Genomic DNA, 21,575 nt, shown 5'->3' with positions numbered 1-21,575 from the left:
CAGGCTCCCAGCCGCTGGAACATGTTCACGGACCCGGACAATCCCGCATTCAACCCCGCATACGCGACCACCAGTCACGGGACCGCAATCAGCTTCGCTGGCGAGATCAACCTTGCCGGCCGCATCAACTTCATGCCGCCCGGCACGGCCATTGACCCATCTGGCGGCACCGTGCTGGTCGCCAACAATCTGAACGGCCAGGGCGGTATCGTTCAGCTGCATGTGCAGTCGACGGAAACCGGGTTCACGGATCTCATTCGGCTCAACGGCGGCGCCGTCGGAACGACGCATCTGGTTCTGCAAATGGGTGAATCCTCCGTTGGGGACGCGCTTACGGGCGACGGCGTGATGGTGGTCGAGGCAAATGGCCCGACCGACAACGCGTTCGTGCAACGGGAGGAAACGCCGGGCGCTAACCGCAGAGGGGCTTTTCTTTATCGGTTGCAACACGGATCAAGTGTCGTCAATGGCGTACAGGCGTCTCCGCATAATTGGTATGTGCGCACCGAAGCGCGGCCCGAGGTTTCGCTGTATTCCCAACTGGGCAATCAGGCCGCGCGCCATGGCGAACTGACCGTCGGCACGCTGAACGAACGGATGGGATCCACCGAGAGCCTGGCCCGCAAGGTTTACCCCTTTGTGTGGGCGCGCGCCCTGGCCGACACTGGGCGCAATCGCGGCAATAGCACCGGACTGGCCGCGCAGGACATCGCGACGCGCTCCAGCCTGGCGGGCGTCCAGCTTGGAATCGACGTGTATGTGAATTTCCAAGGCTTGTCGCGCCGCAGTGCGGGGGTGTTTGCATCTGCCAGCACCATGAAGACCGACGTGGACCATTATCTGAACGTCAGCAGGGAAACCGTCGATGCGGGGCGTAGCGATCAGTCGGCATACAGCCTGGGCGGCTACTACACGCTGCTGGACGGAAAGGGCGGTTATCTGGATCTGGTCACGCAGGTCAGCCGCTACGACGTCAAGGCAAACTCGGCGGCCGGCGCAGGCCAGTTGAACACCACGGGTTGGGGCGGCCTGATCTCGGCGGAAGCTGGAAAATCGTTCGCCGTTGGCGACGAAGCCAGCAACCTCCGGCTGGAGCCCCAGGCGCAGGTGATCTATCAACGGATCAGGTTCTCGGACAGCCAGGACGTGGCAAGCGCGGTGGAGTTTCCCGGTGTGAACAGCTTGACCGGCCGGCTGGGCATGCGTCTGTCCAAGACATGGGACGACGATTCCGCCAAGGTCAGTACGGCGTGGGCGACGGTCAATCTGCTGACCACCGCCGGCCACTCGTCAAGCCGCTATGCCACCGCCACGCAGGGGGACATCACCTTCAAGAACAAACTTGGCGGGCCGCGAGCGGGTCTGACGCTGGGATACGACAGCCTGCTGGGCGGAAACACGTTCCTGAACGTTCAAGCCGGCACCGAGCAAGGTATCGGCAGCCGTAAGTCCAGCAGCTACAACCTCAACGCCGGGATCAAGATCATTTTCTAGCGATTCAGGATCAACACGCCCGGAACTTAATTCACCACGTAATTCTTGGCTTCGGCCTCGCCGGCCCATTTGCGCAGGGCCGAAATGAATTCCGGGCAAACATTGCCGTCCACGCTGGTGTCGACGATGACGCTGTCTTTCATGCGCATCAGCACCTTGCATTCGTAGATGCGCGTGCGGTTGGCATAGTGGCCCGTGGTGTTGGTCTGGAACACCGGCGTGGGCGCCGCATTTCTGTTGCCGGGGATCATGCCCACGACCTGCTGGCTGCTGCTGTCCACGACCCATTCCGTGTACGGAGCCGACTGGAAGTCGGACCATTCCAGCTCCATGGTGTTACCGACCGCATGGACCTTGGAGGGCTCGCCCAGCGCCGCGATCGCGTCGTCGATGGAGCGGCCTTCCATGTTCTTGGCCACGTTCACGCTGGGCGAGAACGACAGCCCGGACTTGAACACCTGGCTGAGCGAGGGCAGGGTGGAGCTTCCGCCTGTCGGCATCGGCGCGCAGCCGGCCAGACCCATCGCGGCAAGCATGCCCGTGAACAGGAGAATCGGTCTGCGGTTTCGGTTGGAATGCTGAGGCGACTTCATGTGTGTTGTCCAGGTTCCCGAGCCGACCGGCCTCGATCGGATGAGGGGTGGGCCGCTTGTTTCTGTTCGTGACGGAGCGCCGATGAAGGGGCGCCCGCTGCGCAGGGTGACGCAGGTCGAGCCATCGATCCCCCGCGTCGTGAAGTGCGACATTTTTACCGAAAAAAGGGGCCGGATTTCGTCAGGCCATGTGTGAATTTTGTTACCTAATATGCCGCAACGTCGCTGCATACAGGGACAGAACCGGTGCAGGCTGCGCTAAGATCGTCCCCGCCCAATCCACTGGACTTCGTGACGATCATGCTCGCTCGCTTTCAATTCCTGATCCGCGCCGCATTTGCCGCCCTGGCCCTGGTGGCGGGGCTGGCCTCACCGACGGCGCATGCCGAAAAGCTCTACGGCGGTATTGCCACCGACGGCAAGCATTCGCGGATTTACTGGGTGTTGCCCGAAACCGGGGGCAAGTCGGCAGAAGCGGCCGCGCTTGCCGAATGCCGCAAGGCGGGCGGCAAGGAGTGCAAGGTGCTGAGCTGGTTTTCCGACAGCTGCATGGTGTACGCCCGCAATTCCGTCCAGGATCTGTTTCCGGGCAACAGCATTTCGCCGGAGATGGCGGCCAAGAAGGCGATGCGCCGCTGCACGGCCGGCAGCCCCGATGGGAAGTGCCGATTGACCACCATGCCGCTGTGCGTGGGCCCGGGTTACAGCGCGGCGGACATGCGGGCGCCCCTGCGGGCCTCGAAGGCCGAGCTGGAAAGTCTGTCCGCGAAGTTGAACCAACGAGAATACTGGGGCGCCATCGCCGAAAACGACACCGGCGGACTGGTGTACTCGGATGGCTATCCCAACGAAAAGGACGCCCTGTCCAAACTGCTGGATTGGGAAGACTGCAAGGACTGCCGCAAGGTGCTGACGTACACGGACAGCTGCGTGGGGATGGCCTGGGCCAAGGGGGCCAAGGGCCGCGGCACCAGCTTCACGGCGCTCAACCCCGATCCGAAGGCCGCCCGCGACGAGTCGCGCGCGACGTGCACGGCCAAGACCGGCAGCCCGGCCTGCGTCGCCATGGTGCGTTGTTCGGGCCGCGCGTATATCGACGGCTATGCCGGCCTGGACGAAAAGCCGAACTAGGCGCCTTGGCCAAGGCTGCTGGCGGCCAGGCAGCCCGAAGCGACAGGCGAAAAAAAAGGAAGGCGGCGCCTTCCTTTTTTTGTTTTCACCGGACGATCAGCCCTTGATGAATGCCAGGAGGTCGGCGTTGATCACATCCGCGTGGGTCGTCAGCATGCCGTGCGGAAAGCCGGGATAGACCTTCAGCGTGCCATTCTTGAGCAGCTTGACCGCCAGGCGCGACGAGTCGTCGATGGGCACGATCTGGTCGTCGTCGCCATGCAGCACCAGCGTGGGCACCGTGATGGCCTTCAGGTCTTCGGTCTGGTCGGTCTCGGAGAAGGCCTTGATGCCTTCGTAATGCGCCTTGGCGCCGCCGTTCATGCCTTGGCGCCACCAGTTGTTGATCACGCCCTGCGAGACCTTGGCGCCTTCCCGGTTGAAGCCGTAGAACGGGCCGGCGGCCACGTCCAGGAAGAACTGCGCGCGGTTGTCGGCCAGGGCCTTGCGGAAGCCGTCGAATACTTCGATGGGCGTGCCGCCGGGATTGGACTCGGTCTTGACCATGAGCGGGGGGACGGCGCTGACCAGTACGGCCTTGGCGACGCGGCCCTGCGGCTCGCCGTGGCGGGCGACGTAGCGGGCGACTTCGCCGCCGCCGGTGGAGTGCCCGATATGCACGGCGTTGCGCAGGTCCAGATGCTGGGCGACGGCGGCAGCGTCGGCCGCGTAGTGATCCATGTCGTGGCCATCGCTGACCTGGGCCGAGCGGCCGTGGCCGCGGCGGTCGTGCGCAATGACACGAAAGCCCTGGGCGAGGAAGAACAGCATCTGGGCGTCCCAATCATCGCCGGACAGCGGCCAGCCATGGTGGAACATGATGGGCTGGGCCGTCTTGGGGCCCCAATCCTTGAAGAAGATTTCAACGCCGTCGGGGGTGGTGATCGTGCTCATGTCGGGTTCTCCGGGGTTAGTTGGACCGCAGGGATAGACTAGGGCCTTATGCGCTGCCGGGAAATCCTACGCTGGGCTTGGCGCGTCATACGAAGGTATAGGCGGGGTTTGGCGCCGGATGTGTCCAAACCGCCACCACCGGCTATCGGGCGGGCGGGCAGCCCTGCAATGCGTGCGCCACGCACCGCGCCATCGCTTCGCCGTCAACCGGCTTGTCCAGGTAGGCACACGCGCCCAGCGCGAGCAGCCGTTGCTTGGCCGCCTCGGTGGGAAAGGCGGTCATGAAGATCAACGGGAACCGGCGCCCGGTCGCGATGAGCTCGGCCTGGAGCTGATCGCCCGTCATGGGCGACATCTGGACATCGGTGATCATGCAATCCGGCTCTTGGGCTTGCGCGTCGTTCAGGAATTCGGGGCCCGACCCGTAGGCCCGAACCTCGTAACCGAGCGAGCGCAGCAGGCTGGAGAGCGCGATCCTGACCCCCTCGTCGTCGTCGACAACCGCGATAGTGGGAATGTGGTTCATATCAGAAAATCCTTCGGGCCGGTCGGGTCACGATACGCATCCGATGTCCGGCATGTTCCGTTATGAACCTTTGCGCCTGCCGCGGAAATCATACAGAGGTTTGTCCCAAGCGCGGGTCAGGGTGCGGAAATGCCCAGCGCCTCGGCGTGGCGGACCAGGTCGGCCAGCGACCGGACCCCCATTTTGCGCATGACGTGGCCACGGTGAATCTTGACCGTGATCTCGCTCAGGCCGATCAGGCCCGCCACCTGTTTGTTCATCAGCCCGGACACCACATGCGCCATCACCTCGCGTTCGCGCGGGGTCAGCGTCTCGTAACGGGCGCGCAGGCCGTCCATGGCCGCATCGCGCGAACGGCGCTGCGTGTCGCGTTCGATGGCGGCGGAGACGGCGTCCAGCATGTCCTGTTCGCGAAAGGGCTTGGACAGAAAGTCCACCGCGCCCGCCTTCATGGCGCGCACGGTCATGGGGATGTCGCCGTGCCCGGTGATGAACACGATGGGCAGATCGATGCCTTGGCGCACCAGCTGATCCTGGAAATCCAGGCCGCTGATGCCCGGCAGGCGCACGTCCAGGACGATGCAGCCGGGCGCGTCGGGAATCTGGGTCTGCAGCAGTTCGGCGGGCGAGGCGCACAAGGTGGTGCGCAGGCCGATCGAGCGGAACAGGCTGTCGAGCGAGGCGCGGACGCTGGCCTCGTCGTCGACGACGATGACTTGCGACTGCGGGGCGGCGCTTGCGGCGCCGCTGGCGGTGCGGGTGTTCATGCGGAAGGTTCCCCCTGGGTGGCGGCGAGTGTCAGCGTAAATGCGGCGCCCGCGCCGGGCGTGTTGTCGACGGTAAGGCTGCCGCCATGGGCCTGCGCCGTGGTGCGGCAGATGGGCAGGCCCATGCCCATGCCTTGCGGTTTGGTGGTGAAAAATGGATCGAACAGACGCTCCAGGTCGCCGGGCGCGATGCCGGGGCCGGTGTCGCGCACCGTGACCGCGACGCGCCCGTCCTCGTGGCGGCGCGCGCCGACGGATAGCTGGCGGGCCTGAAACTGGCCGGCCATGGCCTGGCTGGCGTTGACCATCAGATTGACCAGCACCTGCTGCAGCTGGATCCGGTCGCCCAGGACGGGCGGCAGGCCCGGTTCGATGTCGACATTCAGCGCCACGCGCTCGCGGCTGAGCTCGTGCGCGACCAGGCGCGTGGCTTCCTCGATGACGGCGCCGATGTCCAGCGCGGCCTGCTGCACCGGCGCCTTGCTGAGGAACGCGCGGATGCGCTTGACGATTTCGCTGGCGCGCCGGCCTTCGGAGATGATGCGCTCCATCGCCAGCTCGACTTCGTGCAAGTCGGGCTGCGGACGGCGCAGCCATCGCATGCCCGCGTCGCCGCTGGTGACGACCGCCATCAGCGGCTGGTTGACCTCGTGCGCGATGGACGCGGTGAGCTCGCCCAGCGTGGCAACGCGCGCGGCGTGCGCGAGTTCGGTCTGGGCCAACAGCAGCGCGTCCTGCGCCTGCCGGCGTTCCGTGATGTCCACCACAAAAACCAGCACGGCGCCGTTGACGTCGTCGGCGGGCGGAAACGTGATGGTGAACAGCACCGGTACGCGCGCGCCGTCCGCATGCACGACTTCGGTTTCGCCTTCGTGAAAGGCGTCGCCCTGAGCAAACGCCGTCAGCGACCGCGCGAACATGCGGTCGTCCTCGCAGAGAATGTCGTCGACTGAATACGGTCCGGGCTCACTGGCCGGGCGGCCCACCATCGCCAGGAAGGCGGGGTTCATGTCGTCCACCTTGGTCAGCTTGCGGACCTGGCCGATGAATTCGGGATGGCGCGCCAGATGGGCGGTGAGGGCGGGTCCGTCCATGAGGCCCAAGGCGGTCAGTTCGGCGCGTACGGCGCGCCAGTCTTCCTGGATGACGCCAATGCGGCTGGCGTCGAACATGCGGCGGTAGCGCCGTTCGCTGCTGACCAGCGCGGTGTAGGCGGCCTTGCGGTCGGTGACGTCGCGGTGCGTTTCCATGACGCCCGTGACGCGCCCATGATGATCGCGCTGAAGGACCCAGCGGCTTTCCAGCACCAGCGTGGCGCCTGCCTGCGTCTTCTGTTCAAGCGTGCCGTCCCAGCTGCCGGTGGCAAGCAGTTCGGCCTCGATGGCTTCGCGCCGGTCCGGATAACGCGTCTGCAGCAGCGCATCGGCGACGCGGCCCAGGGCCATGCTGGCGGGCCAGCCGTAGGTGTCTTCGGCGGTGCGGTTCCAGAAGGTGATCACACCCTGGTGATCGCGCACGAAGATCATGTCGTGCGACAGGTTGAGCAGCCGCGCCTGCGAGGCAAGCCTGCGGGTGGCGCTTTGGTTCTGCAGCGCCAGCAGCGCGGTGATGCCGATGGCGGCCAGGCTGACCAGCGCGCGGGCGGTGGGCGAGCCCACGTGGTTCAGGCCGTGGGAATTCAGATAGGCCGCGATGGTGAGCAGGATGCCGCCCGCGCCCGCCACGATGATGTCCAGGCGCCGCGAGGTGCGCGCGGCAAGCAGCACGACCACCACATAAAGCACGGCCACGGCGCCGTCAAAGTCGGTGAAGGTATCCACCAGCGCAATGGCCAGCGCCAGCAGCAGGGCGGCGGCACGGAACAGGAACTGCATGCGGCGCATGCCCGTGGTCTGCGGCGCGCCGGGACGCACCGGTTGCGGCGGCTGGCCTGACGCGCTGCCGAGTGTCGACGTGAGCAAGATCAACCTCTGGGTAGGGGCGCGCGGGTCGGGCGGAAATCCAGGGGCGCGCAATGAGACCCGCACATTATCAGCCATCTTTGAAAGAAAACACCCGTATTTCCTGGGTAAACCTTCGTATGACTGGAGAAAACGATGAGCCGATTTTGCCGGCGCGTCGCCGTGGCTATTCTGGTTTCCATCGGGAATCGATACCCGATTCGTGAAGCCAACCCGGAGAATTCCATGAACGATCTTTCGCTTCAAACCCGCATCACCGCTCCCCTGCGCACGCCCACCGATCTGGGCGCCGAGGCCAGGGTCGACATCGCCGCCGCCCTGACGGGCCTGCTGGCAGACATGTTCGCGTTGTATCTGAAGACCAAGAACTTTCACTGGCATATGTCAGGCCCGCACTTTCGCGACTATCACCTGATGCTCGACGAGCAGGGCGACGAGATCTACGCCACGACGGACGTCATTGCCGAACGCGCCCGCAAGGTGGGCGGCACCACGCTGCGTTCGATCGGCCACATTCAGCGCCTGCAGCGCCTTGCCGACAACGACGCCGACTACGTGACCCCCGAGGACATGCTGGCTGAACTGGCCGACGACAACCGCCGCCTGACGGGCTTTCTGCGCGCAACGCACGCCGTGTGCGAGGCCCACAACGACGTCGCCTCGACCAGCCTGATCGAGAACTGGATCGACGAGGCCGAGCGCCGCACGTGGTTCCTGTACGAGTCGACGCGCGCTCAACGCTGATCCCCAGCCGGTCGGCTGCCGTCCAGACCCTTGCGCCGCGCGCGGCGCGTCCAGGAGACGTTTCCATGTCACACGACTACCCCGCGGCCGCCTTGCCAGCCGGCACGGCCGCCCCGTCCTTCGCCTTGCCGGCCACGCCGGACCAGACGGTTGCGCTGGAAGAACTGCGCGGCCGGCCGCTGATCCTGGCGTTCTACCCCGCGGACTGGAGCCCGGTCTGCGGCGACCAGATGGCGCTTTACAACCAGATCCTTCCCGAATTCCACAAGGCGGGCGCGCAGCTCGTCGGCATCTCGGTGGACGGCGTCTGGTGCCACGCTGCGTTCGCGGCCGATCGCAAGCTTCATTTCCCGCTGCTGGCCGATTTCGAACCTAAGGGCGAGGTTGCCCGGCGCTACGGGGTCTACCGCGAACCGGAGGGCATCGCCGAGCGCGCGCTCTTCGTGATCGATGCCGAGGGTGTCATCCGGTGGAGCTACGTGTCGCCGCTGGGCATCAACCCGGGCGCCGACGGCATCCTGGACGCGCTCGACAAACTGGCCCCCGCTTTGCAAGGAGTGCAATCATGAGCCGCTTGTTCATTCCCGTGAATGCGCAGGACCACATCCAGGGGCCGGACAGCGCGCCCGTGACGCTGGTGGAGTATGGCGATTACGAATGCCCGTATTGCGGCGAAGCCTATCCGGTTTTAAAGGCCGTGCAGCGCGCGCTGGGGGACCAGATGCGCTTCGTGTTCCGCAATTTCCCGATTTCGGAATTGCATCCGGACGCCGTCGCGGCCGCTGAGTTTGCCGAGGCGGCCGCGCAGGCGGGCAAGTTCTGGCAGGCGCACGACCTGCTGTACGAGCGCCAGAATGCCCTGACGCAAAACGACCTGTTCGCCTACGGTGCGGAAATAGGCCTGTCGGCCCAGGTGCTTTACCGCGCCTTCGGCGGCGCGTTCGATTCCAAGATCGAGGTGGACTTCAGCGGCGGCGTGCGCAGCGGCGTGAACGGCACGCCGACTCTGTTCATCAACGGCGTGCGCTATGACGGGGCAAGGGATGCCGACACGCTTGTCGCGGCGCTGACTGCGGCGGCGCGAGAGGCTGCGGTCCACGCGTGAGTGAAGCAAGGCCCCGCATCCGGCGGTCTAGTTGCCCGCCCGGGGCTGCCCGCCCGGGGCTTAAGTCTGGCGTTTCCGTGCCGTTACATTTCTCAAGGAAACCCCGGCCGGGCGGGCGAACATGCCGCGCGGCCGCCAAGAGGAAGACACGCCATGACATCCGTTGCCTCCGTAGGAGCCGTCACCACGATCGGCCTGACGCCGCCTGCCACGGGCGTGACCCGTGCGGGCGATCCGCCCGAGATCGCCGCGGCGCCCGCGTCCACGACGGTGACGCTGGGGCAGGGCACGGCCCCCGCGTTGACCTACACGCCGCAGCCGGCTGCGACGGGCGTCGTCTGGGAGCACGAGGCGTCGGACAAGGTGTCCGCCGTCATGGCCGAAACACTCTCGGCCCGCACGCTGGCTGGCCGGCTTGAGGGCGTGGCCTCGGCGCTGCTGGAGCGCTTCACGACCGATGGCGGCAATTACCTGCAATCGGCGCGGATGCTGCCGGGTGCCGGACAGGTAGGCGCCCTGGGCGCAGTGCAGACCGGTTCGGCCGGCCAACCCGAAGACGCGTACACGCTGCGCATCACCACCGCCAGCGGCGTGAAAGTGGAGGTGGGCCTGCGCAACAGTGCGGACGGTCTGGAAGTGCAGATCGACGTGACCGAGGGCGAGCTTTCGGAAACCGAGCGCAAGGCGATTGCGGGTCTGTCCAAGGCGTTCCAGGACGCGGTGGATGGCCTGGCCTCGGTGCCGCCGCGCATGGCGTGGTCCAGCCTGGCCAAGTTCGACACTGCCGTGCTGTCGTCGGTCACGCTGCAAGCCACGACCACGGCCAATGGCGTCATCTCGCAATCCGTCGAGTTTTCCGCAGACAGCAAGCAGCGCTCGCTGGCCATCAAGAGCGCCGACGGCGTGGTGAAGGTCGACGTCGACGTGAGCAAGTCGGCGCTATTTGGCAACGCCCAGCAGCGCGCCGCGGCTGTCAGCGACTACCTGCAGCAGTTCGACGCCGCGCGCACGCGTGGCCGGGGCAACGAGGCAATGATGTCGCTGTTCAAGGACGCCTTCGCCGAACTGCACCAGAGCTACGAAGCGGGCGCCGCGCCCTCCAGCCAGGCGCCGCGCATCGCTGCGGCCGGCTACACGTACCGCAGCCTGCTGTCGGGCGTGGCGGACTTCTCGGCCTCGATCTCGCAGAATGGTGAAGCGAGCAATCCGTACAAGACCGGTGAAGTCGACCAATTCTCGTATCAGGTCTCGCAAAGCAGCAGCGTGAGCGGCCGGCCGTTGTTCGATCTGGGCGTCAGCCAGGAGCAGCGCGCCAATCTGTCCGCCAGTTATCACACCGCGCTGGCGCCGCAGCAGACGCTGGACTTGACGCGCGACAAGGATTCGCAGAACTACCGGTTCTTCCAGATCCGGGACGAGGTCAGGAGCCAGACCAGCATCCGCTACGAAGCGGGCATGCTGGCCGAGGCGAACCTGACGCACACGCGCAATCTGTCGACCCGCATGCAGGCCTACGTTAAGGGCGAGCTGATCGAAGACACCCTGACGCCGGTGCTTGAGACCACCACGCGCGACCTGATGTCGCTGGTGCGCGCCGCGGAGCTGGAGCCGTCCGAAAGCGAGCGGCTGCAACGCCGCGATCCGGCCGCCGCGGACGCGTTGCTGCTGAGCAAGCACCTGGCGCTGGCGCGTGCCGTGGCCAGGGACCGGCAACCTTAATCCAGGGCGTAGCCGCGCGCTTACTTGAACAGCGCGGCGTTTTCTTCCAGCACGGCATCGGCGCATTGCGCGTCCAGATTGCCGCCCGGTGCCCCGGCCACGCCAATGGCGCCGATCACACTGTTGCCAGCCTTGATCGGCACGCCGCCGCCCAGCAGCAGGAAGCCGGGAATGTCGGTCAGGTTGGCGGCGCCGGGATTCTTCTGCGCGTTTTCCATCATGGTGAGCGTGGGCGTCTTGGCCGACACGGCCGTGAAGGCCTTGGCGCGGCTGGCTTCGATGGTGTGCGGGCCAGCGTTGTCGGCGCGCGCAAACGCCTTGAGCAGGCCGGCGCGGTCCACGACGGCGGCGCTGACGTTGTAGCCCTTGGCCTGGCAGGCGGCGACAGTGCCAGTCGCCAGCTTCTGTGCGTCGGCCATCGACAGGTTGCTCTCGCTCAGCACGGCGGCATGGGCGGCGCCGGCAAAAGCCAGCGTGGAAATCAGGGCGGCAAGCGAAAGCTTCTTCATGGTCTGCATCCTTTGTGAGGTGTTGCGGTAGGAGCAGACAGTGTGGCCAAAAGGCCGAAAACCCGGTATACGCCCGACTACGCGCACGCCTCCGTAGCGCTACGGAGGCGCATCAGTCGAGCAGGGTCGCGTACTGGCGGATCAGCTGCGCGAGCGATTCGGCTTCCAGCTTCGCAAAGACGTTGGCGCGGTAGGTTTCGACCGTGCGCGGCGACAGGTCGAACTCGCGCGCGATTTCCTTGTTGCTCATGCCGCGCACGATGCGCGCCAGGACCTCGTGTTCGCGCGCCGATAGACGCGCCAGGCGGTCCGCCGCCGCCTGCGTGACGGCCAGGCGTTCACGGCTGGCGATGTGCGTGCGCACGGCCGCCTGCACCGCATCCAGAAAGACATCGTCGTCGACCGGCTTTTGCAGGAATTCCATGGCGCCGCCCTTGAATGCACGGCGGCACAGGTCCACATTGGCGTGCCCGGTCAGCATGACGACGGGCAGGTCGGACCGGTCGGCAAGCTGGGCAAGCACGTCCAGGCCGCTGATGCCGGGCATGCGGATGTCCAGCACAACGCAACCGATCACGGGCTGCGCCAGGGCATCCAGGAACGCCATCGGGTCGGCGTAGCCCGCGCTGCGCAAGCCGACGCTGCGCAGCAGCAGTCCAAGGCCATCGCGAACCGCATCGTCGTCATCCACCAGGTACACGAGCGGGGAATGGTCGTTGGGATTCATGCGGCGGCTCCGGCCTGCGGCAGGCTGACGGTGAAGCAGGCGCCCGCGGGACTGAGGTTGCGCGCGGCGATGCGGCCGTCCATCGACCCGGCCAAGGTATCGCACAGGGCAAGACCCAGGCCCATGCCCTGGTCGCGGGTGGTGTAGAACGGCGTGAACAGGCGCGGCATTGCATCCGCGGCGATGCCGGGGCCCGTGTCGCTGACGCTGAACTGGTAATGGCCGTCCGCCACGCGGCCTTCAAGCGCGATCTTGCGCGCGCCGGTGGCGCCTTCCAGCGCGTCCGCCGCGTTCTGCACCAGATTGTGCAGGATCTGTTCGAGGGCCACGCGGTCACCCAGCGGGCGCGCGCCGGGACTGGCGTTGGTCCAGGCCAGCCGGATGCCTTGTCTAGCCAGCTCCGGTTCGCGCAGGAAGCGCAGCGACGCGATCATCGCATCCGGATCGATGGCTTCGCGCCGGGCGGGGGAACTGGGCTGCACCAGCGCGCGCATGCGGCTGATGATGTCGGCGGCGCGCTTGGCTTGTTCGGCGCTGGCCAGCAGCGCATGGCGCACGGCGGGGCGCTCGTCTTCGTCATCGAGCAGGCGCTGGGCGGCACGGGTTTGCGCCAGGATGGCGGTCAGCGGCTGATTGAGTTCATGGGCGATGCCGGCGGCCATTTCACCCAGCGTGCTCAGGCGCGCCATCGCTGAAAGCCGCACTTGCTCCTGCTGCCGGCGCGCTTCGGCGCGCGAGCGTTGCCACGCTGCTGCGCCGGCCACCAGCAGGCCGCTGGCCGCGGCCCACCCAAGCCAGACGGCCCAGGGCCAGGATGCGGGCGTCAGCGAGCGCGTGCTGCGCATCTGGAAGGGCTGGCTGGCCGCGCCCAGCGGCTTTTGCAGCGCCAGCGTCCAGCCGGCCGGAGACGCGCCGGGTTGCTTGTCCAGAAGGGGTAGCGGCTTACGGTCCACCGTGAGGGTCAGATTGCCCAGGCCCGGGGGAAAGTCAGCGGCCGGCACGAGGTGGCGCGCGTCGATCAGCAGGCTCCACCCCGATGGGGACACCAGCCAGTAGCGCGCGTCGTCCACGGCGATGGTGACGGGCCGGTCCAGTTGGCGCGCGCGTTGCACCGCGGCGGTCAGGCCGGCGGGCTCGGGCAGGCTGCCCGACCACATGCCGCCTGGCAAATAGCCCAGGCCCAGAAGCTGGGGCATGGCGGGCTGCAGGCTGGGAAAAAGGCGCTCGGGAGCGGGCGGATGCGACAGCGCGGCGAGCGTGGCGAGGACGGCTTCGTGCTGCACCGTCTTCTGGCTCAGCATGCGCTGGGCGATGCTGGTGCTCTGGAAGAAGCGCTCGTACTGATCCGCGTACTCCTGGCGCGCGATCCAGATTGCGCCCAGACAGAAGAGGACCAGCCAGCAGAGAAAGGCGCGCGCGCGGGATAGGGGATTCACGCCGGCCATTATGCCTTGCGGCAAACCCGCGCCGGAATCCGTAGGGCTACGGAGGCTCAGGCAGCCAGCTTGTGCGTGCCGGCGGGCTGGGAGTTGGCCGAAACGGCCATCTGATACAGCGCGGCCACCAGGTCGGACTGCGTCACCAGCCCCTGCAGATGGCGGCCCTCGTCCAATACGGGCACGCAATGCAGACTGTCCGACATCGGACGCGCCAGCTCGATCACGGGCAGGCCCGGCGTGGCGAAAGGCACTTCGCTGCGCATGCAGTCGGCCACCAGCAGATCTGGGGTGAAGGCGGCATCCGTGGCGACGGGCGCAGGGCGGCTCTTGCGCGCTAGCACATCGCCCTGGGCAATCATGCCCGCGTAGCGGCCCGCCGAATCCAGCACCGGCAGCGCCTGCAAACGGTGCTTGTCAAAGAGCCGCACCGCGTAGTCCAGCGGGTCCTTTTCCAAGACGGTCACCACGTCGCGCGACATGATGTCGGCGCATCGCACGTCGCCAAAGCGGCGCACGCTGGCGCGCAGTTCGGCGGCGAGCACGATGTCTTCCAGATCTTCCTTGCTGATGTCCAGCAACTCGCCGCGCTGGCTCAGCGCTTCGTCAAGGTCGGCGCGCGAAAAGCCCAGGCGCGCGCTGGGGATGGGGTCGCGCGTGTGGTGTCCGGCGGCCGGTTCGGCGTGGCGGCGGGGGTAGTTGCGTTTGAGCGCGCCGTTGAAGACCACGGCGATGGCAAGCAGAATGACCGAATTCAGCGCCACGGGCCACAGCGCGAAACCGTAGCCGAGCTTGGCGACGGCCGGTCCTCCCAGCACGGCGGTCAGCGCGACGGCGCCGCTGGGCGGATGCAGGCAGCGCAGGGAAAACATGGCCCCGATGGCCAGGGCCACGGCGACGGCGGCGGCAACGCTGGGCAGGGGAATGAACTGCGCGCAGAACACCCCGATCAGGGCCGACACGAGGTTGCCGGCCATCAACGACCAGGGCTGGGCGAGCGGACTGGCAGGCGCGGCGAACAGCAGCACCGCCGATGCGCCCATCGGCGCGATGAACCACGGATTGTCCGCGCCCAGCGCGTGACGACCCACCCACTCGGTGCAGAACAGGCCGAGCAGGGCGCCGACCGCGCCGTACAGTTTTTCGCGTCCGTTGACGCCCACGGGCGCTGGCGCGAACGAGCCCAGCCAGCGCTTTATTGCAACACCCAAGACAATCTCTCCTCGCGACGCATTGATATGTCGCGGGGCGACAATTTATCACGAGGCGCATTACCTGACGGCATGAGCTTATGCCAAACAGGTGTAAAGGAGAGGGGATCAGTCCTTGCCGTTGTCGGCGCCCATGCGCGCCAGCAATCGCGTCAGAAGCGGACGCATGGCGTGCAGTTCTTCGAGATGCGAGGCGGAGAGGTTTTCCAGCATGCGCTCGCCCTTGGCGGTCAGCACGACCTCGACGCGGCGTCCGTCTTCGGGGTCGGCTTCGCGGCTGACCAGATCCAGCCGCGCCAGACGGCCCACCAGTTCAGCCGCCGTGTGCGGGCGGATCAGCAAGCGGTCGGCGATTTCGCCAACGTAGAGGCCCCGGCGTCCGGGAGCGCCTTTGCGCGTGCCCTTGATGGCCAGCAACGCCTGATGCTGCTGCGGCATCAGGTCCAGGCCCGCGGCCGCGCTTTCACTGAACGCCGCGAATTTTCGCAACGCATAGCGAAAGTCCGCGAGCAGTTCGTAGTCTGCGGGAGACAGGCGAGAGGGTGTCTTGGAGGCGTTCACCGCGCGATTCTAATATATGTCGTGATACGATATATATGACTTTTCTCAAATTCCGTGCGAATACTTCCCAAGTTGCTTTGACCATGCCTCCCATTTCCTCTTCCGCCCGGCCCGGACTGCGGCTCGGCGACTTCACCACGGACCGGCGCGTCGTCCTGCTGATGGGTCTTGCCATGCCCGTCGGCCTGGCCAGCGTCGCGGCCGCCTGGATCCTGCTGCGCCTGATCGCACTTTGCACGAATCTGGCCTATCACGGCCTGTTTTCCTTTGCCGACCTGCCCATCACCACCGGCCGTCTCGGGTGGGGATCGGTGGCCATCCCGGTGATCGGCTGCCTCATCATCGGCCTCATGGCGCGCTACGGCTCAGAAAAGATCCGCGGCCACGGCATCCCCGAAGCCATGGAAGCCATCCTGATCGGCAAGAGCCGCATCCAGCCGAAGGTGGCGGTGCTAAAGCCCGTGTCGTCGGCGGTGTCCATCGGCACCGGCGGCCCGTTCGGCGCCGAAGGACCCATCATCATGACGGGCGGCGCGATCGGGTCGCTGCTGGCGCAGACCATCCACCTGGACGACGGCGAACGCAAGACGCTCCTGGTCGCCGGCGCGGCGGCCGGCATGACGGCCATCTTTGGAACGCCGCTGGCCGCGGTGTTGCTGGCGGTCGAACTGCTGCTCTTCGAATGGAAGCCGCGCAGTTTCCTGCCCGTGGCCGTGGCCGCGCTGGTGGCGGCGGCAACACGCGCCTTCGTCATGGAGCCCGGCCCGATCTTTGCGTATGCCGGCACGTTTGCCTTCACGCCTTGGCATCTGGTGGCGTGCGCCGCGGTCGGCGTGCTGGCGGGCCTTGGGTCCGGCGTGCTCACGTCGCTGGTGTATGCGGCCGAAGACCTGTTCGAGAAGCTGCCCATCCACTGGATGTGGTGGCCGGCCATCGGCGGACTGGCCATCGGCATCGGCGGCCTGATCGAGCCCGCCGCGCTGGGCGTGGGCTATGACAACATCCGCCACATGCTGGCGGGCGATCTGGCGTTCCAGGCGGTGCTGGTGCTGCTGGTGGTCAAGGTTGCGATCTGGTCTATTGCGCTTGGGTCGGGCACGTCCGGCGGCGTGCTGGCCCCGCTGCTGATCTTTGGCGGCGCGTTGGGCGCGCTGGCGTCGCCCGTGCTGCCGCAGGCCGACCCGGGGTTCTGGGCCCTGGTGGGCATGGCGGCGATGATGGGCGGCACGATGCGCGCGCCGCTGACGGCAACGCTTTTTGCCGTGGAGCTGACCGGCAACCTGCAGGCGCTCTTGCCGGTGCTGTCGGCGTGCGTGTTTGCCTATGGCGTGACCGTGCTGCTGCTCAAGCGGTCGATCCTGACCGAGAAGATCGCACGCCGCGGCCACCATATCAGCCGCGAGTACCGTGTGGATCCCTTTGACCTCTTGCGCGTCGCCGACGTGATGACCAGCCCGGTGCAGACGCTGCCCGACACGATGACGGTGGCGCAGGCCGTGACGCATTTCACCACCGCGCAGCCCGTCCACACGAGCTATCCGGTGCTGGACGCGCAAGGTGTCGTGGTGGGCGAGGTGACGCGCGCCGACACGCTGGCGTGGGCATTGCAACGTGAGCCGGACGACCGGACGCTGGCGCAGGCGCTGGACGGGCGCGAACTGGTGTTCGGCCATCCCGATGAACTGGCCAGCCAGATCGCCGACCGCATGGCGTTGTCCGGGGCGGGGCGCGTTCCGATCATCGACCGCGATTCCGGCCGGTTGCTGGGCATCGTGGGCCGTAAGGACCTGTTCCGCTCGCGCGCGCGCCGGTTGCGCGAGGAAAGCCAGCGGACGGCGTTTTTCCGTCGGGCGGCGTCTGCGCCGGGCGCGCTGCGCAAGACGGGCTGAGGCGGTTCGATTACGCCGCCGCTGCTTTGCCGCCCGATGCGCGCAATTCCCACAACACGTCCAGCACGTGCTGCGTGGCCGCTTCCACTTGCCCGGCCCGATGCGCGATGCCCAGCGGCCGCCACAAGGCGGGCCGCACCGGCCGCATGATGACGCGCGGATCGGGTTGCGGCGCGGTCGCCTCATGCGGCAACAAGGTCGCGCCATAACCGGCAGCCACGAGGCTCTTGATGGCGTCGTTGTAGTTCAACTGGATGCGCGCGCGTGGGTTCAGGCCGGCGGCCATGAACCATTCGCCCGTCAGCCGCGACAGGCGCGTGCTGGCGTCGTTCAGGATCAGCGGCCGCTCGGCCAGCCACGCGGGCGTGAGGCGCGCGGGCGCTTTCCAGGACGCGGGCAGAAAGGCCATCACCGGATCGCGGCGCCACGGTCGCAGCACGAGTCCCGTCATGGGCGGCTGTGGCAGCGCGACAAGTCCCACGTCCAGTGTCCCTTCGGCCAGCCTCAGCAGCGTTTCCTGCGAAGTCAGCACCGCCACCTGCACGTCGATGCCGGGATGATCGCGGCCCAGCGTTTCCAGCGCTTGCGGCAGCAGATGCGCGATGGCCCCGGTCGAGGCTCCGAGCCTCACGCGGCCGGCCAGCCCTTGCACCTGCCGCTGCACGTCGTCCAGCGCCTGGTCCGCCTCGGCGAGCAGGCGGCGAGCCCGTTCCAGCAACGTTTCGCCGATGGGCGTGGGCCTGACCTGACCGCGTTTTCGCGTCAGCAGTGGCGCGCCGACACGGGCTTCCAGGTCTGACACGTGCAGGCTCACGGTGGGCGGCGCCAGATGCAGCGCACGCGCGGCGTCGGCAAACGACCCCAGGTCGGCGATGGCCACGAGGGTGCGCAGACGGTCCAGGCTGATTTCGCGCATGGGGGTTTTCCGGGTTGGGTTTCGGTGTTGGCGCCGGCGCGCCCACGTCGTTCAGAGAACCTGAATTAAACGGTCATGATATTCGACTTTTCTTATCTGGCGGCGGGATCGAAGATGATGTTCATTCCTGAAGAGATCAGGCAACGCCGAAACATCCGGACCGCATCATGACCAAACCTCTAGTTTTCATCGACGGCGACCAGGGCACGACAGGCCTGCAGATCCACGAGCGGCTGCATGGCCGCACCGACCTGCGGCTGCTGACGCTGCCCGAGACCGACCGCAAGAACCCTCAGCGCCGCGCCGAGGCGATCAACGCCAGCGACATCGCGATTCTCTGCCTGCCCGACGAACCGGCGCGGCAGGCCGCCGCCTCGGTCGTCAATCCCAAGGTCCGCATCATCGATGCCAGTTCCGCGCATCGCACGGACGCGGGTTGGGTCTATGGTTTTCCGGAAATGCGCGCGGGCCAGGCCGAGCGGATTGCGCACGCGCTGCGGGTCAGCAACCCGGGCTGCTATCCCACCGGCGCAATCGCGCTGCTTGGGCCGCTGGTGCAGGCCGGGCTGGTGCCCGCCGACTATCCGGCGGTCATCAACGCCGTGTCCGGCTATTCGGGAGGCGGCCGCGCCAGCGTCGATGCCTACGAAGGCGCGGAAGGCGCGCGCGGGCCCGCGTTTCAGGTCTACGGCCTGGATCTGGCTCACAAGCACACGCCCGAGATCGAGCGGCATGCGGGCCTCTCGCAGCGTCCGGTGTTCGTGCCGTCTTACGGCGCTTTCCGCCAGGGCATCGTCCTGACCGTGCCGCTGCACCTGCGCCTCTTGCCCGCCGGCGTGGACGCCGCGGCGCTGCACGATTGTCTGCAACAGCACTACGCGGGCGCCGCCCACGTTCAGGTCGTGCCGCGCGACGAGGCCGCCACGCACGCGAACCTGGATCCCCAGGCGCTGAACGGCACGAACGACCTGCGGCTGGGCGTGTATGGCAATGGCGCGCACGGTCAGGTGCTGCTGACCGCCGTGTTCGACAACCTGGGTAAGGGCGCATCGGGCGCGGCAGTGCAGAATCTGGATCTGATGCTGGCCGCGATGCGGTGATGGGGCCCGTGCAAGCCGGGCAAGGCCACGCGGCCTTTGCCCGGCCGGTTTACTTGTCGAGCCAGGGCGCTTCCTTCCAGAGCTGGCGGAATTGCGCTTCGCCGGCCGACAGTTCCTTGGCGTACTCCGCGGGCGGCAGGTAGCGCAGCGGCGCAAACATCTCCCGGGCCTTGGCCTGGAATTGCGGGTCTTGCACCGTGTGCTGGACGGCCGATACCAGCTTCGTGCGGACCTCGTCCGGCAAGCCCTTGGGCGCGGCCAGGCCGCGCAGCGAAGCCAGTTCGAAGTCGAACCCCTGTTCCTTGAAGGTGGGCACGTCGGGCAGCGCGGCAGACCGGGTATTGCCCATCTGTCCTAAAAAGCGCAGCGGCGTGCCGCCTTTCCGGTACTGAAGCGCCTCGCCCACGTTGATGGCGCCGATCGTGATCTCGCCGCTTGCCAATGCGCCGCGCACTTCGCCGGCGCCCTTGTACGGGATGTGGCTCAGTTTGGTGCCTGACGTGCGTTCGAAGCGGAGCATGGCCAGGTGGTCGTCCGAGCCGGTGCCCGTGGTGCCGACGGTGACCTTGCCGGGGTTCTGCTTTGCATAGGCAGCCAATTCCGCCAGATTCTTGATCGGGTTGTCGTTCAGCACCGAGAACGCGCCCGGGTCATCGATCAGGTTGCCGAGCAGATCGTAGCTTTGCCAGGTGAAGTCCGTCTTGCGCTCGATGGGAATCGTCAGCAGATTCGGCGTGTTGATGAAGCCGATGGTGTAGCCGTCCGGCTGAGCGCGCGCCAGTTCCGCAAAGCCGATGGCGCCGCCCGCGCCCGGCCGGTTCAGCACCACGATGCGCGCGTCGCCGCCCAGGTACTTTTGCAGGAAGGGGGCCATCATCCGGGCGACCAGGTCGGTGCCGCCGCCCGGTCCGTAAGACACGATCAGGTTGATCGGCCGTTCGGGATAGCCGGCCGCCTGCGCGGCGCCGGAAAACAGGGCGGCGCCTGCAAGCAGGGTAGCCAGGGTGCGCAGCGTGCGGCGCTTGGTCTGTTGTTGCATGGTTGTCTCCTTTGGATGTTTTGGCGGTCACGGCCTGTCGCGTGCCTCTCGGCGCCGGCAGGCACGAATGCCGCGTTGTTATGTCAGGTTGGCAATACGTTCGGCGGCGCGGGGCCAGACCTCCGGGTTGACGAGTTGCGGCGGCCGCTTGCCGCGCAGCATGGCGGCAAGCTGCGTTGCCGAGGAACGGGCGACGCTGCGGCGCGCTTCGTGCGTGACGCCCGCCGTGTGGAAGGTGGCCACGACGTTGTCCAATGCCAGCAGCGGGGCCGACCGGTCGGGCGGTTCCTGCTCCCACACGTCCAGCCCGGCGCCTCGCAGGTGTCCGCCCCGCAACGCGTCATGCAGCGCGCTTTCGTCATGGATGCCGCCGCGGGCCGTCGAGATGAACACCGCGCCGGGTTTCATCGCCGCAAAGGCGCGCGCGCCGAACAGACCGCGCGTGGTGGCGTCCAGCGGGCAATGCAGCGAGACGATGTCGGACTGCGACAGCAGTTCGTCCAGCCCAACCGGTTCAGCGCCGCGGGCGCGGATGGCCGCGGCATCCAGCAGCGGATCGTGGGCGATGACGCGCAGACCAAAGCCTTGGGCAATGCGGGCCACGCAGGTGCCGATCTTGCCAATGCCCACCAGGCCGATGACCGCGCCGTGGATCTCGTGGCCCATCAGGTCTTCGCGCGAAAAGCCGGTGTCCTGGCGCAGGCGGTTATGGGATTCGACGATCCGGCGTTGCACGGCCAGCAGCAGCGCGTAGGTGTGTTCGGCCACGGACTCGGCGTTGCCGCCGGCCTGGTTCACGACGGCGATGCCGGCGGCTGTGCAGGCTGGCACATCGATGGTGTCGTAGCCCGCGCCGCCCGACGACACGCACACGAGGTCCGGGCACTGCGCGATCAATGATTCGCCGACAAACCACTGGCGCGGCAGCTCGTCCTTGGCGGCGGACACATGGTAGGCATGAGCGGATTTCAATCCGGCAAGCGTGCGGGCGTCATCGCCCTTCGCGGGCAGCACCGACAACGCGATGCCGGGCGTGGCGCCGATGATTTCGTCAAATACGGGGTTCAGCCACAGGTCCAGGCGGACAAGCCGGGCGGGGCGGTCTTGCGGGGTAAATCCGGAATCCGGCATGTGGCATTATCTCCAAGTCAGTCCGACTGGACTCTACGCCCGCCAAAAGGGGAGATAAAGCGAATAATTTTCTGCTCAATAGA

At 66.9% G+C, this 21,575-nt stretch carries 21 protein-coding genes; 8 read left to right on the top strand and 13 right to left on the bottom strand.

Annotated features, from left to right (window positions below; genetic code table 11):
* Positions 1 to 21: 21 nt before the first annotated feature.
* Positions 22 to 1,494: an autotransporter outer membrane beta-barrel domain-containing protein gene (locus V6V88_RS14410; protein ID WP_338615360.1), complete on the top strand. Its 1,473-nt coding sequence runs from the start codon at positions 22 to 24 to the stop codon at positions 1,492 to 1,494.
* 26 nt (positions 1,495 to 1,520) lie between these two features.
* Here the strand turns inward: V6V88_RS14410 and V6V88_RS14405 are convergent, their stop codons facing one another.
* The gene (locus V6V88_RS14405) at positions 1,521 to 2,087 is read right to left on the bottom strand and encodes a hypothetical protein (protein ID WP_280000926.1); all 567 of its coding nucleotides are present in this window, start codon (positions 2,085 to 2,087) and stop codon (positions 1,521 to 1,523) included.
* 300 nt (positions 2,088 to 2,387) lie between these two features.
* Here V6V88_RS14405 and V6V88_RS14400 point away from each other — a divergent pair, with 300 nt between their 5' ends.
* Positions 2,388 to 3,218 (top strand): DUF4189 domain-containing protein, encoded by an 831-nt coding sequence (locus tag V6V88_RS14400; RefSeq protein WP_223575717.1) that lies wholly within the window; start codon positions 2,388 to 2,390, stop codon positions 3,216 to 3,218.
* Positions 3,219 to 3,314: 96 nt separating this feature from the next.
* On the opposite strand, the gene V6V88_RS14395 is transcribed toward V6V88_RS14400, so the two are convergent.
* From V6V88_RS14395 to V6V88_RS14380, 4 genes are all read right to left on the bottom strand, one after another.
* Positions 3,315 to 4,151, bottom strand: a complete 837-nt coding sequence (locus tag V6V88_RS14395; protein WP_056318536.1) for an alpha/beta hydrolase — start codon at positions 4,149 to 4,151, stop codon at positions 3,315 to 3,317.
* Between the two features lie 142 nt (positions 4,152 to 4,293).
* Positions 4,294 to 4,677 (bottom strand): response regulator, encoded by a 384-nt coding sequence (locus tag V6V88_RS14390; protein ID WP_280000928.1) that lies wholly within the window; start codon positions 4,675 to 4,677, stop codon positions 4,294 to 4,296.
* Between the two features lie 116 nt (positions 4,678 to 4,793).
* Positions 4,794 to 5,444, bottom strand: coding sequence for a response regulator transcription factor (locus V6V88_RS14385; protein ID WP_056318538.1), 651 nt, complete (start codon positions 5,442 to 5,444; stop codon positions 4,794 to 4,796).
* Positions 5,441 to 7,405: an ATP-binding protein gene (locus V6V88_RS14380; protein ID WP_223575715.1), complete on the bottom strand. Its 1,965-nt coding sequence runs from the start codon at positions 7,403 to 7,405 to the stop codon at positions 5,441 to 5,443. The genes V6V88_RS14385 and V6V88_RS14380 overlap by 4 nt, the downstream gene beginning before the upstream one ends.
* A gap of 225 nt (positions 7,406 to 7,630) precedes the next feature.
* Between V6V88_RS14380 and V6V88_RS14375 the strand changes: the two genes are divergently transcribed.
* From V6V88_RS14375 to V6V88_RS14360, 4 genes are all read left to right on the top strand, one after another.
* Positions 7,631 to 8,149, top strand: a complete 519-nt coding sequence (locus V6V88_RS14375; protein WP_056318539.1) for a DNA starvation/stationary phase protection protein — start codon at positions 7,631 to 7,633, stop codon at positions 8,147 to 8,149.
* Positions 8,150 to 8,214: 65 nt separating this feature from the next.
* On the top strand, positions 8,215 to 8,718 hold the full coding sequence (locus V6V88_RS14370) for a redoxin domain-containing protein (RefSeq protein WP_056318540.1): 504 nt from the start codon (positions 8,215 to 8,217) through the stop codon (positions 8,716 to 8,718).
* The gene (locus V6V88_RS14365; protein ID WP_175234420.1) at positions 8,715 to 9,254 is read left to right on the top strand and encodes a thioredoxin domain-containing protein; all 540 of its coding nucleotides are present in this window, start codon (positions 8,715 to 8,717) and stop codon (positions 9,252 to 9,254) included. The genes V6V88_RS14370 and V6V88_RS14365 overlap by 4 nt, the downstream gene beginning before the upstream one ends.
* Before the next feature lie 153 nt (positions 9,255 to 9,407).
* Positions 9,408 to 10,973, top strand: coding sequence for a hypothetical protein (locus V6V88_RS14360; RefSeq protein WP_223575714.1), 1,566 nt, complete (start codon positions 9,408 to 9,410; stop codon positions 10,971 to 10,973).
* Between the two features lie 20 nt (positions 10,974 to 10,993).
* Here the strand turns inward: V6V88_RS14360 and V6V88_RS14355 are convergent, their stop codons facing one another.
* From V6V88_RS14355 to V6V88_RS14335, 5 genes are all read right to left on the bottom strand, one after another.
* A complete protein-coding gene (locus V6V88_RS14355; RefSeq protein ID WP_062840130.1) occupies positions 10,994 to 11,482 on the bottom strand; it encodes a heme-binding protein in 489 nt (162 codons plus the stop codon).
* Between the two features lie 112 nt (positions 11,483 to 11,594).
* On the bottom strand, positions 11,595 to 12,209 hold the full coding sequence (locus V6V88_RS14350; RefSeq protein WP_062840131.1) for a response regulator: 615 nt from the start codon (positions 12,207 to 12,209) through the stop codon (positions 11,595 to 11,597).
* Entirely contained in the window at positions 12,206 to 13,654 is a 1,449-nt protein-coding gene (locus tag V6V88_RS14345) for an ATP-binding protein (protein ID WP_338619614.1), read from the bottom strand. Before V6V88_RS14345 ends, V6V88_RS14350 begins: the two co-directional genes overlap by 4 nt.
* Before the next feature lie 47 nt (positions 13,655 to 13,701).
* Positions 13,702 to 14,856 carry an HPP family protein gene (locus V6V88_RS14340; protein WP_062840132.1) on the bottom strand — a complete coding sequence of 385 codons (1,155 nt, stop codon included), beginning with the start codon at positions 14,854 to 14,856 and terminating at the stop codon, positions 13,702 to 13,704.
* A 108-nt stretch (positions 14,857 to 14,964) separates the two neighbouring features.
* Positions 14,965 to 15,417 (bottom strand): MarR family winged helix-turn-helix transcriptional regulator, encoded by a 453-nt coding sequence (locus tag V6V88_RS14335; protein ID WP_142055105.1) that lies wholly within the window; start codon positions 15,415 to 15,417, stop codon positions 14,965 to 14,967.
* An 83-nt stretch (positions 15,418 to 15,500) separates the two neighbouring features.
* Here V6V88_RS14335 and V6V88_RS14330 point away from each other — a divergent pair, with 83 nt between their 5' ends.
* A complete protein-coding gene (locus V6V88_RS14330; RefSeq protein ID WP_062840133.1) occupies positions 15,501 to 17,306 on the top strand; it encodes a chloride channel protein in 1,806 nt (601 codons plus the stop codon).
* Between the two features lie 10 nt (positions 17,307 to 17,316).
* Here V6V88_RS14330 and V6V88_RS14325 read toward each other — a convergent pair whose 3' ends face one another.
* A complete protein-coding gene (locus V6V88_RS14325; protein ID WP_152384533.1) occupies positions 17,317 to 18,222 on the bottom strand; it encodes a LysR family transcriptional regulator in 906 nt (301 codons plus the stop codon).
* A 167-nt stretch (positions 18,223 to 18,389) separates the two neighbouring features.
* On the opposite strand from V6V88_RS14325, the gene argC reads away from it, so the two are divergent.
* Positions 18,390 to 19,322 (top strand): N-acetyl-gamma-glutamyl-phosphate reductase, encoded by a 933-nt coding sequence (argC, locus tag V6V88_RS14320; RefSeq protein WP_338615349.1) that lies wholly within the window; start codon positions 18,390 to 18,392, stop codon positions 19,320 to 19,322.
* 49 nt (positions 19,323 to 19,371) lie between these two features.
* On the opposite strand, the gene V6V88_RS14315 is transcribed toward argC, so the two are convergent.
* Both V6V88_RS14315 and V6V88_RS14310 read right to left on the bottom strand, forming a co-directional pair.
* The gene (locus V6V88_RS14315; protein ID WP_223575708.1) at positions 19,372 to 20,361 is read right to left on the bottom strand and encodes a tripartite tricarboxylate transporter substrate binding protein; all 990 of its coding nucleotides are present in this window, start codon (positions 20,359 to 20,361) and stop codon (positions 19,372 to 19,374) included.
* Between the two features lie 78 nt (positions 20,362 to 20,439).
* Positions 20,440 to 21,492, bottom strand: coding sequence for a hydroxyacid dehydrogenase (locus V6V88_RS14310; protein ID WP_338615348.1), 1,053 nt, complete (start codon positions 21,490 to 21,492; stop codon positions 20,440 to 20,442).
* Between the last annotated feature and the right edge of the window lie 83 nt (positions 21,493 to 21,575).

This window comes from Achromobacter sp. E1 (genome assembly GCF_037039475.1).
Classification (GTDB): Bacteria; Pseudomonadota; Gammaproteobacteria; order Burkholderiales; family Burkholderiaceae_B; genus Achromobacter; species Achromobacter mucicolens.
This window is presented reverse-complemented; position numbering and strand designations above follow the sequence as displayed.

Bases quoted from the DNA above. Each gene is read 5' to 3' on its own strand.
- V6V88_RS14325 (WP_152384533.1), bottom strand. From the start codon at position 18,222: ATGCGCGAAATCAGCCTGGACCGTCTGCGCACCCTCGTGGCCATCGCC.
- V6V88_RS14395 (WP_056318536.1), bottom strand. From the start codon at position 4,151: ATGAGCACGATCACCACCCCCGACGGCGTTGAAATCTTCTTCAAGGAT.
- V6V88_RS14330 (WP_062840133.1), top strand. From the start codon at position 15,501: ATGCCTCCCATTTCCTCTTCCGCCCGGCCCGGACTGCGGCTCGGCGAC.
- V6V88_RS14405 (WP_280000926.1), bottom strand. From the start codon at position 2,087: ATGAAGTCGCCTCAGCATTCCAACCGAAACCGCAGACCGATTCTCCTG.
- V6V88_RS14350 (WP_062840131.1), bottom strand. From the start codon at position 12,209: ATGAATCCCAACGACCATTCCCCGCTCGTGTACCTGGTGGATGACGAC.
- V6V88_RS14365 (WP_175234420.1), top strand. From the start codon at position 8,715: ATGAGCCGCTTGTTCATTCCCGTGAATGCGCAGGACCACATCCAGGGG.
- argC (WP_338615349.1), top strand. From the start codon at position 18,390: ATGACCAAACCTCTAGTTTTCATCGACGGCGACCAGGGCACGACAGGC.
- V6V88_RS14360 (WP_223575714.1), top strand. From the start codon at position 9,408: ATGACATCCGTTGCCTCCGTAGGAGCCGTCACCACGATCGGCCTGACG.
- V6V88_RS14355 (WP_062840130.1), bottom strand. From the start codon at position 11,482: ATGAAGAAGCTTTCGCTTGCCGCCCTGATTTCCACGCTGGCTTTTGCC.
- V6V88_RS14310 (WP_338615348.1), bottom strand. From the start codon at position 21,492: ATGCCGGATTCCGGATTTACCCCGCAAGACCGCCCCGCCCGGCTTGTC.
- V6V88_RS14345 (WP_338619614.1), bottom strand. From the start codon at position 13,654: ATGGCCGGCGTGAATCCCCTATCCCGCGCGCGCGCCTTTCTCTGCTGG.
- V6V88_RS14390 (WP_280000928.1), bottom strand. From the start codon at position 4,677: ATGAACCACATTCCCACTATCGCGGTTGTCGACGACGACGAGGGGGTC.
- V6V88_RS14410 (WP_338615360.1), top strand. From the start codon at position 22: ATGTTCACGGACCCGGACAATCCCGCATTCAACCCCGCATACGCGACC.
- V6V88_RS14400 (WP_223575717.1), top strand. From the start codon at position 2,388: ATGCTCGCTCGCTTTCAATTCCTGATCCGCGCCGCATTTGCCGCCCTG.
- V6V88_RS14370 (WP_056318540.1), top strand. From the start codon at position 8,215: ATGTCACACGACTACCCCGCGGCCGCCTTGCCAGCCGGCACGGCCGCC.
- V6V88_RS14385 (WP_056318538.1), bottom strand. From the start codon at position 5,444: ATGAACACCCGCACCGCCAGCGGCGCCGCAAGCGCCGCCCCGCAGTCG.
- V6V88_RS14375 (WP_056318539.1), top strand. From the start codon at position 7,631: ATGAACGATCTTTCGCTTCAAACCCGCATCACCGCTCCCCTGCGCACG.
- V6V88_RS14315 (WP_223575708.1), bottom strand. From the start codon at position 20,361: ATGCAACAACAGACCAAGCGCCGCACGCTGCGCACCCTGGCTACCCTG.